The following is a 13529-nucleotide window of genomic DNA, read 5'->3' on the forward strand; positions in this document are numbered from 1 at the left end:
CGCACCGCCCTGCGGGCGACCTGCGGCGGCTCAGCGGTTCTGCGGCTCCAGCGAGGCCACGAAATCGGCGGCAGGCTGCGGCCTGCGGATGTGGTAGCCCTGTGCCCGGTCGCACCCCATGCGGGTGAGCAGTTCGAGGGTGGTGGCGTCCTCGACGCCCTCGGCGACCACGTGCATCTGCAGGTGGTGCCCCAGGTCGATCATCGACCGGACCAGTTGCACCGATCGCGCATCGCTCTGCATGTCCATCACGAAGCTGCGGTCGATCTTGAGCTCGGTGGCCGGGAACTGCTTCAGGTAGGCGAGGGAGGAATAGCCGGACCCGAAGTCGTCGATCGAGATGCCGAAACCGCGGTCGCGCAGGCTGGTGAGCAGCCGCAGGCTGAGCGCAGGGTCCTCCATCAGCGCGTTCTCCGTCACTTCCAGCGTCACGGCTTCCGGCGAGGCATCCCAGACGTCGAGGGCGGAAGCGATCTGCACGGCGATGTCGCGCTCGGCGAACATCCGCGGCGACAGGTTCACCGACAGGTTCATGTCGGGCACCTGCCTGCGCGCCCGCGCGAGGTGGCGCAGGCTCGCGTTGAGGTTCCAGCGGGTGAGGTCGGAGATCAGGCCGGTGTCCTCGGCCAGGCCAATGAAGTTGTCGGGTGAGACCTGCCCCAGTTGCGGGTCATGCCAGCGCGACAGGGCCTCGGCGCCGGTGAGGCGGTGCTGGCGCAGGTCCAGGATCGGCTGCAGGTAGACCTCGAGCTGGTTGCCGGTGATCGCGTCGCGCAGCAGTTCGTATGGGACCAGTACCGGTTCGTTCTCGGCCGAATAGACGACACTGCGTTCGGTGTGGCGGGCGGCCTCGCCGTACGCGAGTTCGGCCCGGCGCAGCAGCGATTCGGCATCCACTCCGTGTTCCGGACTGATGCTGATGCCGACCGCCACCGACGCAAGCGCGGCCCGGTGCCCCAGTTGCAGGGGGGCCTCGAATGCCCGCACCACGCGACTGCCGGCCAGTGCGGCGTGGTTGCGGCCGCGCAGGCAGGGCAGGAGAACCGCGAACTCGTCTTCGCTGATCCGGTGGATCTCGTCGGAGGGGCGCAGGGCCTCGCGCATCGCCTCGCATGCGGCCGACGACACGGCATCGCCTGCGGCAAAACCGTACACCAGGCGGAACTCCCGCAGGCGTTGCAGCCGGACCAGCATTACGCCAATCGTCCGGCCCTCTTCGCAGGGATTCGCTTCCAGCAACTCATCCAGCCGGGTCGCCAACGTGCCGCGGTTCACAGGTACAGCTCCGCCGGGTCCAGCCCGTGCGCGCCGATCGGCAGGGGTTTGGTGATGTTGATCTGCTTCGACAGGGGCAGTCCCTCGACCTGCGCCATCAGGTCCAGTGACACGAACGGGTCCCGGAGCACCTTCTTGGCATCGGTCAGCACCATGACCCGTGGCCGCAGGCGCCGCGCGGGATTCTGGGTCATCACCACCGCGACCTCACCCGTGCTCAGTTCGACCAGCGAACCGGTCGGGTAGACGCCGAGGCAGCCGATGAACTGCTCGACGAGCTCGCCCTGGTAGAGGACGTCGCGCTGCTGGTAGATCTGCTGGAGGGCGTCGTGGCGCGCCATGGCGGGCGCGTGCGGGCGCTGGCTGGTCATCGCGTCGAAACTGTCGATGATCGCCGCCATCCGTCCGTAGAGCGGGATCATCGTACCCATCAGCTGGTCGGGGTAGCCCGAGCCGTCCCAGCGCTCATGGTGGGTCCGCACGACTTCCATCGCTTCGGCCGCGTACTCCTGGGAGCCGTCGAGGATTCGCGCCCCGAGCTCGACATGGCTGCGCGCCCGGAGCATGCCTTCGCGGTCCAGCGGGCCGGGATGGCACAGCAGCGATTCCGGCAGGCGGGTCTTGCCGATGTCCAGCAACAGCCCCCCGCTGGCCAGCCCCACCAGCAGCTCCGCAGGCAGGCCGAGGTGGCGACCGAAGGCGGCGAGCAGGGCGCTGCAGTTGATGGCATGGCTGTAGGCGTAGCCGTCGAGCTTCTGCAGCGCGTTCACCCAGAACATCGTGTCGGCGTTGCGCAGCACGCTCTGCACCACCGGCACCACGGCTTCCCGAACTTCGGCGATGGACAGCTTTCCGCCATCGCGCACGTCGTCGAGGATGCGCGAGGTCAGCCGGGCGGCATCGTCCATGGCCCTTCGCGCGGCCGGGAGCTCTTCGTCGAAGGTGGCGGTGTCGACGTGGCGCACGCTGCCCAGCAGCTTCTGCGCCTGCGTGGAAGGGCTTTCCGCCGGCCGTCCGCGGGGCTTGGCGTCGGCAGGGCCCAGGCCGCGCTCGAGGTCGATCCAGACCAGGTGGCAGTTCTCGCGCAACCAGGTCAGTTGCTCCCCCGAGTGGACCAGGAAACCCTGCAGCGAGAACGGCGCGCCTTCCCAAGGCCGGTCCAGCCGGCACACGTACATGCCCGGGGTCAGCTGGTCGACGCGAATCTCGTGTTCTTCAAGTCCCATCAGCGGCCTCGGCTCCAAAGCAGCATACCGGTAGCCGGTGACGGGCCATAGATGCCGATCTGTCGGTTCACGCTACGGCCTCCTGCGATTCGCACACCACGCGGTCGCGGCCCCGCGCCTTGGCGAGGTAGAGCAGCCGGTCCGCTTCGGTGACCAGGGCGTGCAGGTCGCCATCGCCGCGGTGGCAGACGCCGATGCTGATGGTCAGTTGCAGGGTGTGGTTCCGTAGCGGGATCCGCAATGCGGCTATGGCCTGGCGAAGGCGCTCGAAGCCCGTTTCGGCCTCCTCGGCGGACAGGCCGGGCGCGAGCAGGCAGAACTCCTCTCCGCCGAAACGCGCCGCCACGTCGTTCGGCCGGGCATGGGCGGCAATGGTGGCCGCGACGGCGCGAAGTGCTTCATCGCCGGCCTCGTGGCCGTGGGTGTCATTGACGTGCTTGAAGTGGTCGACGTCCAGCATTGCCATTGCCACGGCCCCCTTGTCCTCCCGCAGCATCCGCTCCGCCCTGTCGAGGAAGTGTCGGCGGTTCGGCAGGCCGGTCAGGTAGTCTTTTGTCGCGAGGTCCTGCAGCGTGCCGATGAGCTCGAGGTTGTCGATGTTCTGGGATATCCGGCAGAAGAACTCCTCCCGCGAGAAGGGCTTTTCGAGGAAGTCGTTGGCACCGTTCTTGAGGAAACGCGCGACGCTGGACGGATCGGCCGAAGACGAAGTGCCGATGATCGAGAGGGTGCCCCGGGGGTGCGTGCGGCGCGCCTGGCGGATGAAGCCGATGCCGCCCGCGTCGCCTTCGGCCTCGAGGTCCTGGTCGAGGATGACCAGCCGGATCGCGGGATCCTCCTCCAGGGCAAGCAGGCCGCTCGCCGCATCATCGGCCTGCAGCACCCTGAAGCCGTACAGCTTCAACTGGGCGGCGATGCGCGCGCGGGCCGACAGGGAGTGGTCGACCACCATGGCGGTGATGGTGCGGTTGCGATGCAGCCTGCGGACCAGCCACACGAGGTAGTCGATGGTGCCCGGGGCTTCCTTCAGGACGTAGTCGATGATCGGCAGGTCCGCCATGCTCGAGCGGATGGCCTCGTCGTAGACGCCGGTGGCCACGACCATAGGGATGCCTGCACGGGCCAGGGTATCGGTGATCAGCTCCGCACCCGCGTCCGGGAGCACCAGCCCGGTGAGCGCCAGGAAGTAGTCATCGTCCTCGGCCAGGCGTTGCTGCGCTTCCCGCAGCGAGGCCGCGATGACCACCCCGATCCCGAGTTGCTCGCGCAGTTCCGCTGCCAGCAGGGCCGCGTAGGAACGGGAGTTCTCGATCAGCAGTACGCGACCGTCGGCAGGCGCGATGGTCGGCTGGAAGCGGATCGCAAGCGGGTCGGGAGTCATGCGGGCGGGACAGGCCGGGCGGAGGGAGCATCCGTCGTATCGGCAGGAACGCGCCCGTCTTGAGCGGCCGGTCGCTTGACAGCTTCGATTACAGGTGTAACCTGGAGATGAAACTACAGGTGTAAACATGCAGATCAGTGAAGCCGAATCCGTCGTGATGCAGGTCTTGTGGACCCGGAGCCCGATGTCCGCCGAGGAGGTGGTCGCCGCGCTGGAAGGCGAGCGCGAATGGCAAGCCGCCACCATCAAGACCCTGCTCGGCCGGCTGCTGAACAAGGGGGCGATCCAGGCCGAGCGGCAGGGACGGCGCTACCTGTACTCGCCCGTCCTGGAGCGCAGTCAATGGATGCTGGGTGAGAGCGAGGGCCTGCTGCAGCGGCTGTTCGACGGCCGCGTGGCGCCGCTGGTCGCGCACTTCAGTTCGCACCGGAAGCTGAGCCGGGCGGATGTCGCCGAGCTGCGCAGGCTGGTCGAGGAGCTCGACGATGGACGCGAGTGAGCTGCTGGGAGTCCTGGTTGAGCTGACCCTCTCGTCGAGCGCGGCGCTCGCGCTGGTGATGCTGGCGCGACGCCCGCTCCGGGCCGCGTTCGGTGCCGGCGTGGCTTACCTGTCATGGCTGCTGGTACCGGTCGCGATGCTGGCGGTGCTGCTGCCGGCGGCGACGGTGGAGGTGGGTTCGCTGGCGGTGGTGCCCGATGTCAGGCAGCAGGCGCTCGCCAGCGTCGGAGCTACCGGCGATGACGGGTTGCTGACCATCGCGCTTCTGGCCGGTTGGGCTGCCGGGATGCTGGCGACGATGTGTGCCTTTGCGGCGCTGCAGCGGCGGTTCCGACGGGGCCTCGGCCGGCTGCAGCCGCTCGCGCCGGGCGTAGTGAAGGCCGAGGCCTGTCGTGGCTTGCCAGCCGCCATCGGCCTGTGGCGGCCACTCATCGTGTTTCCGGCGGACTTCCAGGAGCGCTACAGCGCGGAACAACTGGAACTGCTGCGGCAGCACGAGCGCATCCACCTGGCACGCGGCGACCTGCAGGCCAACGCGCTGGTGGCGCTGCTCAGGTGCCTGTTCTGGTTCAACCCGCTGGTCCACCTCGGTTCGCGCTGCTTCCGGCAGGACCAGGAGATGTCCTGCGACCTGCGCGTACTTGCCGGACAACCGGCTTCGCGTCGCGCCTATGGCGAGGCGATGTTGAAGACCCAACTGGCGGCGCAGCCGCTGCCGGTGGGATGTCACTGGGGCCATGGCCACCCGATGAAGGAGAGACTCGAGATGCTCAGGAAACCTGCTCCAAAGCGGTATCGCTGGATCGGAGGCAGCGCGGTGGTCTGTGCGCTGTCGCTGTCCATGGGCTACGCGGCGTGGGCGGCCCAGCCGCCCGTCGGTGGCGGGGGCGCAACCATCGGGCTGGACGCCCCGTCGAAGCCGCCTGCACCCCCGGCTCCGCCCACACCCCCGGTACCCCGTGCTCCCGCGGACATGCCCGCACCACCGACGCCAGCGGCACCACCCGCGCCGCCACCACCGTATCCCGGTGCTCCGCCGGCCTATCCGGAGAGTGCGTACCAGGCCGGTATCGAAGGCCGGGTGGTGCTGGTGGTGGACATCCAGCCCGATGGCAAGCCGGGACGGGTGGTGGTGGAGAGTGCGACGCCGGAGGGTGTGTTCGAACAGACCGCGCTCGATGCCGCTTCACGCTGGCGCTTCAATCCGCCGATGGAGGACGGCAAGGCGGTTCCGGGGCGGGTGCGGGTGCCGGTGGATTTCCGGATTCCGCCCGGCCAGGAAGCGAAGCAGGACTGACTTCCCCGAATGGGGCCGGACGGGCGATCAGCCCTGCGGGTCGTCCGCCTGTGCCCCCAGCGCCTGGTTCAGCACCTCGGCCAGGTGGCTCCCTCCGCGGCGCAGTTGCGCCTGGGCGACAGGTAGCCAGGTCGTGACGTAGTCGCCGTCGATCCGTGGCCCGGCCGGGTAGAAGCCCGGCTCGAGCACAACCCGGCACGATGCCTCGGCCCAGGCCGCCGGACCCTCCCCGGCAGAGACCGCCAGCGGCATGTCCTGCAGGCGCGACATCCAGGCGTCGTCGTCGAGGCCTGCCGTGTTGAGCAGCCCGCTGTCCCACAGGCGGTGCAGGTTGCTGCCGTCGCCGTCCAGGTTCACCTGGAAGGTATTGCCGCCCTTGTCGTGGGCATGCCCGGCGTGGAGCGGCTGGTGGACATCGCCGACGAAGTGCACCACGAACTTCAGGGCCTGGCGCCGCTCCGCCGCGGGGCGTGAGGTGTCGGCGAGGATCCCGGTCTGCTGGCGGATCGCTTCCACCACGCAATCGTCCTGCGGGCAATCACGGGCAGTGTCGTAGCTGCAGTCGTGCTCGCCGATGTTCACGTAGTGCCACTTGGTGCTGCGCCGTCCCAGGTCGGGATCGTGCTCGCGCAACTGGTCGGCCCAGTTGGCGATGCCGTGCAGGGTCGGGTCGGATTCTCCGGCCAGCAGTTGCCGCACCTGCGCGCGCGCGGCGGGATCGAGTTCGGTCCAGGCCAGGCGGGCGACGAGGCGGTGGCCCTGCGGCCCCCATGCGGAGGCGACGGAAGGGACCAGCAGGAGGGCGGCCAACACGGGCCGCATCATTGGACGTGACATGCCCGGCAGGATAGCCGGGCAATGTCGTCGCCGTCAGTAGCGGCTCAGAGCTGGAACACGTAGGCCAGGCCGTAGACCATCGGGTCGATGTTGGCGGTGCCGATCGCGGCGCCATTCAGCTCGACGTCGCTGTCGATGTCGATCCAGCGGGCGTCGAGGCGGATCGCGCCGTTCCCGCCGACCTTGAAGTCGATGCCGGCATGCGCCGCCAGGCCCCAGGACCCGTCGAGCTCGAGGCGGCTACCCGCCAACGCGCCGCTGGCTTCCTCTTCGAAGAAGTGCGTGTAGTTGACGCCGGCGCCCACGAACGGGCGGACCCGGTCGCTGCCGAAGTGGTACTGCAGCGAGACCACCGGCGGCAGGTGCCGGGTGGAACCGACCGTGCCGAGACCGTCGATCGAGATGTCGTGCTCGAAGGGAAGCGCGGCGAGCACCTCGATGCCGAGGTTGTCGCGGATGAAGTACTCGGCGGTGATGGTCGGCCGTGCATCGGCCTCGACCGACAGGTCCAGGGTGCCGTTCACAAGCGAGCCATTGCCGGATTTTGGATCGACCTGGTGGGCACCCAGGCCGATGGTCCAGTCGCCTGCGGACTGTGCCAGGGCGGGAGCGGAGAATCCGCCGAGGAGGGCGGCCAGGGCGATCAGGGTGGTGCGGGACTTCATGGATGCCTCGTGTCTTGGAGGGGGAACAGGGACAGTCTCCGCCTGCCCCCGACGCCTGTCCTTGAGCCGGATCAATACGGGCGGGAACGGATTCACGTTGTGGCGGCGGGGCAACCCCGGCGTCGCCGTTGGGCTAAAATGGCGGTCTTTCACCCACGCCCGTCAGGAGCCCTGCAATGGCGATCAAGGTTGGTATCAACGGTTTCGGCCGCATCGGACGCAACGTCCTGCGTTCGGCCGTCCAGAATTTCGGCAACGACATCGAAGTGGTCGCGATCAACGACCTGCTGGAGCCGGATTACCTGGCCTACATGCTGCAGTACGACTCCGTGCACGGCCGCTTCAAGGGCGACGTCTCGGTCGAAGGTGGCAACCTCGTCGTCAACGGCAGGAAGATCCGCCTGACCCAGGAGCGCGACCCGGCCAACCTGAAGTGGGACGAGGTCGGCGCCGACGTAGTGATCGAATCCACCGGCCTGTTCCTGACCAAGGAAACCGCGCAGAAGCACATCGACGCGGGCGCTAAGAAGGTGATCCTGTCGGCGCCGTCGAAGGACGACACCCCGATGTTCGTGTTCGGCGTCAACCACGACAAGTACGCCGGCGAGGCGATCGTCTCCAATGCCTCCTGCACCACCAATTGCCTGGCACCGGTGGCCAAGGTGCTGAACGACAAGTGGGGCATCAAGCGCGGCCTGATGACCACCGTGCACGCCGCCACCGCCACCCAGAAGACCGTCGACGGCCCGTCCAACAAGGACTGGCGCGGCGGCCGCGGCATCCTGGAGAACATCATCCCGTCGAGCACCGGTGCGGCCAAGGCGGTCGGCAAGGTGATCCCCGAGCTCGACAAGAAGCTGACCGGCATGAGTTTCCGCGTGCCGACCTCCGACGTCTCGGTGGTCGACCTGACCGTGGAGCTGGTGAAGGAGGCGAGCTACGCCGAGATCTGCGCGGAGATGAAGGCGCAGTCCGAAGGCGCGCTCAAGGGCATCCTGGGCTACACCGAGGACAAGGTCGTGGCGACTGATTTCCGCGGCGACGCTCGCACATCGATCTTCGATGCGGAAGCCGGCATCGCGCTCGACGGCACCTTCGTCAAACTGGTGAGCTGGTACGACAACGAGTGGGGCTACTCCAACAAGTGCCTGGAGCTGGCCCGGGTGATCGCAAAGTAGGCGCCCATCCACTTGCATGTAGAAAGGCCGGGAGATCCCCGGCCTTTTTCATGGGTGCGCGTTTTCCCGGATCGACCGCTCTTCAACGGCGTGTACCGGTGTGCTCAGCGCTCCAGCAGCTTCAGCTTGTCCGGGACGCCGTCCCACTCTGCGGCGTCGGGCAGTGCGGGTTTGCGCTTGTCCAGCACGGGCCACTGCGGTGCCAGCTCGGCGTTGAGGGCGAGGAATGGCTCCTGGCCCGCCGGCACGTCATCCTCGGCATAGATCGCGCCAACCGGACATTCGTCGACACACAAGGTGCAGTCGATGCACTCCACCGGGTCGATCACCAGGAAGTTCGGCCCTTCGTGGAAACAGTCGACCGGGCACACCTCCACGCAGTCGGTGTGCTTGCACTTGATGCAGTTCTCGGTGACGACGTGGGTCATTCGGTTTCCTCCAGGGCGGTGCTGGACACGTGCATCTTGCGTTCAGCTCCACGGCCCGATCACTGATCTGGATCAAGGCGGACCCCGCCCCCGGTGAGCAGAATGACCCCCGAAGAAAACCCCAATGGAGCCAACCAAGATGATCCGCCAACTGTCCGCCATCGCCCTGCTCGGCATCGCCGGCGCCTTCGCAGCCCCCGCCATGGCGGCCGAATGCAAGGCCACCGTCGAAAGCACCGACGCCATGCAGTTCACCACCAAGAGCATGACGATTCCTGCCTCCTGCAAGGAATACACCGTCACCCTGAAGCACACCGGCAAGCTGGCCAAGAACGTGATGGGCCACAACTTCGTGGTCACCAAGACGTCCGACGTCAACGCGGTGAATGCCGACGGCATGAAGGCCGGCGCCGACGCCAACTACGTCAAGGCGGGCGATGCCCGCGTCATCGCCGCCAGCAAGCTGATCGGCGGCGGCGAGTCCACTACCGTCACCATTCCGGTGTCCAAGCTGAAGGCGGGCGAAGACTACACCTTCTTCTGCTCGTTCCCGGGCCACGTGGCACTGATGAAGGGCAGCTTGACCCTCGGCAAGTAAGCCTCCATGTCGAAGGGGCGGCCAGTGGCCGCCCCTTTTCTTTTGGATTCCCCATGACCGACCAGCCCCCGCCAACGGACCCACTCGACCAGCAGCAGATCGCGCGGCTGGTGGACCGCTTCTACGAAAAGGTACGGAGGGACCAGATGCTGGGGCCGGTGTTCAACCCGGCGGTGGACGACTGGGACGAGCACAAACAACTGCTGACTTCGTTCTGGTCGTCGGTCGCACTGGGTACCCGCAGCTATCGCGGCAATCCAATGGGCAAGCACCGTGGCCACCCCATCCGGGCCGAACACTTCGAACACTGGCTGGCGCTCTGGAAGCAGACCGCGCACGAGGTGCTGCCGGCGACCCAGGCCGATCGCATGGGCGACTATGCAGACCGCATCGGCGCCAGCCTGCGCTACGGCCTGGGCCTGAACGACGGCAGCCGTGGCCTTGGCCTGCCGGTCGTCGGGGAATAGGCCCGCCCCGGTTCAGAAGGCGGCATCGAAGGCCACCTCGCCCTGTACCCCCACCTGGTAGGCCGATACGCGGCGCTCGAAGAAGTTGGTCACTTCCTGCACGTCCTGCAGGTCCATGAAGCCGAAGGGATTGGTCGAGCCGAAGTGGCGCTGCATGCCCAGGCGGACCAGGCGCTGGTCGGCGCAGTACTGCAGGTACTGGCGCATGTCCCGGGGGGACAGTCCGGCAACGCCGCCGGACAGCACGTCTTCGGCGAAGGCCATCTCGCACTCCACCGCGTCCTCGATCATGCGCACGATGTCCGCCTGGAGCTCGTCGTCGAACAGGTCCGGCTCCTCCTTGCGCACGGTGGCGATGACTTCGAAGGCGAAGGCCATGTGACAACTCTCGTCGCGGAATACCCAGTTGGTGCCCGCCGCCAGCCCATGCAACAGGCCGCGCGAACGCAGGTAATACACGTAGGCAAAGGCGGCGAAGAAGAACAGGCCCTCGATGCAGGCCGCGAAGCAGACCAGGTTGAGCAGGAACTGCCGGCGGTCTTCGCGCGTCTCCACCCGGCGCAGGTGCTGGATCGAGTCCATCCAGCGGAAGCAGAAGTCCGCCTTCGCGCGGATCGAAGGGATATTCTCCACCGCCGCGAAGGCCTTGGCCCGCTCGACCGGGTCGGGCAGGTAGGTGTCGAGCAGGGTGAGGTAGAACTGCACGTGCAGCGCTTCCTCGTAGAGCTGCCGCGACAGGTACATGCGCGCTTCGGGCGCATTGATGTGCTGGTAGAGGTTGAGCACCAGGTTGTTGGCGACGATGGAATCGCCGGTGGCGAAGAAGGCGACCAGCCGTTCGACCAGGTGGCGCTCGGCGGGGCCGAGCTTGCGTGAAAGATCGTTGAGGTCGCTGGAGAAGTCGACCTCCTCCACCGTCCAGGTATTGCGGATCGCGTCGCGGTACATGTCGTAGAACTGCGGGTAGCGCATCGGCCGCAGGGTGAGGTCGAAGCCGGGGTCGAGCAGGTGGGTGTTCATGTCGGTTCCTTGTATCGGGGCGGGTACCCGCCACGGGACTTCCTGCGGGTGTAGGAGCGACGTGAGTCGCGACCGCGCAGGCATTACCGATCTCTGCGGTCGCGACTCACGTCGCTCCTACAGGGATCGGTGTCGCGCGGCGGCTACTGGCAGGCTTCGCAGCTTTCGGGGTTTTCCAGCGAACAGGCGATGGCCTCGGCGGGAGACGTCGCCGCCGGAGCCGGGGCGCTGGCGGCGGCTTCGCCGACCGTGGCCTTGGCGATGCGGGTCGCCGGTCGCGAGCGCAGGTAGTACGTCGTCTTCAGGCCCTTCTTCCACGCGTACATGTACATCGACGACAGCTGGCCGATGTTCGGGTTCTCGATGAACAGGTTGAGCGACTGGCTCTGGTCGATGAAGGCACCACGGTCGGCCGCCATGTCGATCAGCGCCCGCATCGGCAGCTCCCAGGCCGTGCGGTAGATCCCGCGCAGGGTCTCCGGCACCTCGTCGATGCCCTGGATGGAGCCGTCGGCCCGCTTGATCGCGTCGCGCAGCTCCGGTGTCCACAGTCCCAGCGTCTTGAGCTCTTCCACCAGGTAGCGGTTGACCACCAGGAAATCGCCGGACAGGGTTTCGCGCTTGAACAGGTTGCTGACCTGCGGCTCGATGCACTCGTAGCAGCCGGCGATGGAGGCGATGGTGGCGGTGGGTGCGATCGCCACCAGCAGGGAGTTGCGCAGCCCGTGATCCATGATGCGCGCCCGCAGTTCGTCCCATCGGTCGGGGTCGTTGGGCTCCACGCCCCACGCCTGGAACTGCAGCTCGCCGTGGGAGGCGCGCGTGTCTTCGAAAGCGGGGTGGCGTCCCTGTTCGATCGCCAGCTCCACCGAGGCCGACAGCGCATGGAAGTAGATCGCCTCGGCGATGTCGCGCGACAGCTGGCGCGCGGGTTCGGAATCGAAGGGCATGCGCAGCTTGAAGAACACGTCCTGCAGGCCCATCGCGCCCAGCCCCACCGGCCGCCAGCGCAGGTTGCCGCGCCGCGCGCTCTCGATCGGGTAGAAGTTGAGGTCGATGACGCGGTCGAGCTGCCTGACTGCAAGCCGGACCGTTTCCGCCAGCCGCTCGAAGTCGAACCGGCCCGGCTGGCCGTGCAGCGGGCCGTCGGCGAACATCTCCACGTGGTGGGACAGGTTGATCGAGCCGAGGTTGCAGACCGCGGTCTCGTCGGCGGAGGTCACCTCCACGATCTCGGTGCACAGGTTTGACAGATGCACCACGTTGCCGTCGCGCGCGGTCTGGTTGCAGGCCAGGTTGCACTTGTCCTTGAAGTTCATCCAGCCGTTGCCGGTCTGGGCCAGGGTGCGCATCATGCGGGCGTAGAGGTCGCGTGCCGGCACCTGGCGCGTCGCCAGGCCGGCGGCTTCGGCAGCGGCGTAGGCGCGATCGAATGCCGGGCCGAACAGGTCGGTCAATTGCGGCACCCGGTGCGGATCGAACAGCGACCACGGTGCATCCGCCTCCACCCGGCGCATGAACTCGTCCGGGATCCAGTTGGCCAGGTTGAGGTTGTGGGTGCGGCTGGCTTCGTCGCCGGTGTTGTCGCGCAGTTCCAGGAAGGCCTCCACGTCGGCGTGCCATGGCTCCAGGTACACGCATGCCGCGCCCTTGCGCTTGCCGCCCTGGTTCACGGCGGCGACTGATGCATCCAGCGTCTTCAGCCACGGCACGATGCCGTTGGACAGGCCGTTGGTCGAGCGGATCAGCGATCCGCGCGAACGGATGCGGGTGTAGGCCAGGCCGATGCCGCCGCTGAACTTGCTCAGCTTGGCGACGTCCATGTAGCGCTGGTAGATCCCCTCCAGCGAGTCCTCCGGCGAGTCCAGGAGGAAGCAGCTCGAGAGCTGCTCGTGAGTGGTGCCGGCGTTGAACAGGGTGGGGGAGCTGGGCAGGTAATCGAGTTGCGCCATGCGCCGGTAGAGCGCCAGGGCATCGGCAACGTCGGGGCTCAGCGCGCAGGCGATGCGCATGAAGAACTGCTGCGGGGTCTCGATGACGGTGCGGGCCGTCGGGTGGCGCAGCAGGTAGCGGTCGTAGAGCGTGCGCAGGCCGAAGTAGTCGAAGCGATGGTTGAGTCCGTTGTCGATGGCATCGTTGAGCTTGCGCGCGTTGGATTGCACGAACCCCACCAGGCGCTCGTTGATCAGGCCGAGGTCGTACCCGCGCTGGACAGACTGCGAGAAGGCGTTGACGTCGCTCGCCACCACCTCCTTGTCGATCACGCCAGCCAGCAACCGCGCGGCCAGCCGGCCGTACTCCGGCTCCTCCGCCGTCAACAGCGCGGCGGTCCGGATCGAAAGTTCGTCGAGCTCGCGGGTGCTGGCGCCGTCGTAAAGGCCGGAGATGGTGCGGGTGGCGACGCGCATCGGGTCGATGGCATGCAGGTCGCCGCTGCAGCGCGTGATCGCGCGGACGATCTTGTCGAGGTCGACCGGCTCCCTTCCGCCGTTGCGCTTGGTGACCGTCATGCCCAGCGTGGCGGCAGGCGGAGTGAGCTTGAAGGTGATCGCTTCGCCGGGCGCGGCAAGGTCGGGTGGAGTGGCCGCGGCGGTGCCGCTGGTGTCGTCCTGGCGGGCAACGGGCGTGGCGGTGGTGGTCCGCGAAGGTGCGGCGGGG

13 protein-coding genes are annotated in these 13529 nt (G+C 67.4%); 5 read left to right on the forward strand and 8 right to left on the reverse strand.

Going from position 1 to position 13529, the window contains the following annotated elements:
• Positions 1 to 30: 30 nt before the first annotated feature.
• The 3 genes from B5D37_RS11480 to B5D37_RS11490 all read right to left on the reverse strand — a co-directional run bounded on the left by B5D37_RS11480 (position 31) and on the right by B5D37_RS11490 (position 3882).
• Positions 31 to 1275, reverse strand: coding sequence for a putative bifunctional diguanylate cyclase/phosphodiesterase (locus tag B5D37_RS11480; protein WP_078758872.1), 1245 nt, complete (start codon positions 1273 to 1275; stop codon positions 31 to 33).
• Entirely contained in the window at positions 1272 to 2501 is a 1230-nt protein-coding gene (locus tag B5D37_RS11485; protein ID WP_078758873.1) for a cyclic di-GMP phosphodiesterase, read from the reverse strand. The genes B5D37_RS11480 and B5D37_RS11485 overlap by 4 nt, the downstream gene beginning before the upstream one ends.
• A 67-nt stretch (positions 2502 to 2568) precedes the next feature.
• Positions 2569 to 3882, reverse strand: coding sequence for a diguanylate cyclase (locus B5D37_RS11490; RefSeq protein WP_078758874.1), 1314 nt, complete (start codon positions 3880 to 3882; stop codon positions 2569 to 2571).
• Between the two features lie 127 nt (positions 3883 to 4009).
• Here B5D37_RS11490 and B5D37_RS11495 point away from each other — a divergent pair, with 127 nt between their 5' ends.
• Positions 4010 to 4381, forward strand: a complete 372-nt coding sequence (locus B5D37_RS11495; RefSeq protein ID WP_078758875.1) for a BlaI/MecI/CopY family transcriptional regulator — start codon at positions 4010 to 4012, stop codon at positions 4379 to 4381.
• Positions 4368 to 5678 carry a TonB family protein gene (locus B5D37_RS11500; RefSeq protein ID WP_159447391.1) on the forward strand — a complete coding sequence of 437 codons (1311 nt, stop codon included), beginning with the start codon at positions 4368 to 4370 and terminating at the stop codon, positions 5676 to 5678. Before B5D37_RS11495 ends, B5D37_RS11500 begins: the two co-directional genes overlap by 14 nt.
• 27 nt (positions 5679 to 5705) lie before the next feature.
• On the opposite strand, the gene B5D37_RS11505 is transcribed toward B5D37_RS11500, so the two are convergent.
• Positions 5706 to 6491 (reverse strand): S1/P1 nuclease, encoded by a 786-nt coding sequence (locus B5D37_RS11505; protein WP_234987864.1) that lies wholly within the window; start codon positions 6489 to 6491, stop codon positions 5706 to 5708.
• A gap of 68 nt (positions 6492 to 6559) precedes the next feature.
• Positions 6560 to 7180, reverse strand: a complete 621-nt coding sequence (locus tag B5D37_RS11510; protein WP_078758878.1) for an OmpW/AlkL family protein — start codon at positions 7178 to 7180, stop codon at positions 6560 to 6562.
• 176 nt (positions 7181 to 7356) lie between these two features.
• Here B5D37_RS11510 and gap point away from each other — a divergent pair, with 176 nt between their 5' ends.
• Positions 7357 to 8358 (forward strand): type I glyceraldehyde-3-phosphate dehydrogenase, encoded by a 1002-nt coding sequence (gap, locus tag B5D37_RS11515; protein ID WP_078758879.1) that lies wholly within the window; start codon positions 7357 to 7359, stop codon positions 8356 to 8358.
• Positions 8359 to 8462: 104 nt separating this feature from the next.
• Here gap and fdxA read toward each other — a convergent pair whose 3' ends face one another.
• Complete coding sequence (gene fdxA / locus B5D37_RS11520) at positions 8463 to 8786, reverse strand: ferredoxin FdxA (RefSeq protein WP_078758880.1); 324 nt, start codon at positions 8784 to 8786, stop codon at positions 8463 to 8465.
• 124 nt (positions 8787 to 8910) lie between these two features.
• Here fdxA and azu point away from each other — a divergent pair, with 124 nt between their 5' ends.
• Together azu and B5D37_RS11530 are read left to right on the forward strand one after the other, a co-directional pair.
• Positions 8911 to 9384, forward strand: coding sequence for an azurin (gene azu, locus B5D37_RS11525; protein ID WP_327078555.1), 474 nt, complete (start codon positions 8911 to 8913; stop codon positions 9382 to 9384).
• Between the two features lie 53 nt (positions 9385 to 9437).
• A complete protein-coding gene (locus B5D37_RS11530; protein WP_078758881.1) occupies positions 9438 to 9851 on the forward strand; it encodes a group III truncated hemoglobin in 414 nt (137 codons plus the stop codon).
• 12 nt (positions 9852 to 9863) lie between these two features.
• On the opposite strand, the gene B5D37_RS11535 is transcribed toward B5D37_RS11530, so the two are convergent.
• Complete coding sequence (locus B5D37_RS11535) at positions 9864 to 10871, reverse strand: ribonucleotide-diphosphate reductase subunit beta (protein ID WP_078758882.1); 1008 nt, start codon at positions 10869 to 10871, stop codon at positions 9864 to 9866.
• Between the two features lie 143 nt (positions 10872 to 11014).
• Entirely contained in the window at positions 11015 to 13381 is a 2367-nt protein-coding gene (locus B5D37_RS11540; RefSeq protein WP_143814293.1) for a ribonucleoside-diphosphate reductase subunit alpha, read from the reverse strand.
• Between the last annotated feature and the right edge of the window lie 148 nt (positions 13382 to 13529).

Origin of the sequence: Lysobacter spongiicola DSM 21749 (genome assembly GCF_900167055.1) — a bacterium.
Taxonomy (GTDB): Bacteria; Pseudomonadota; Gammaproteobacteria; order Xanthomonadales; family Xanthomonadaceae; genus Novilysobacter; species Novilysobacter spongiicola.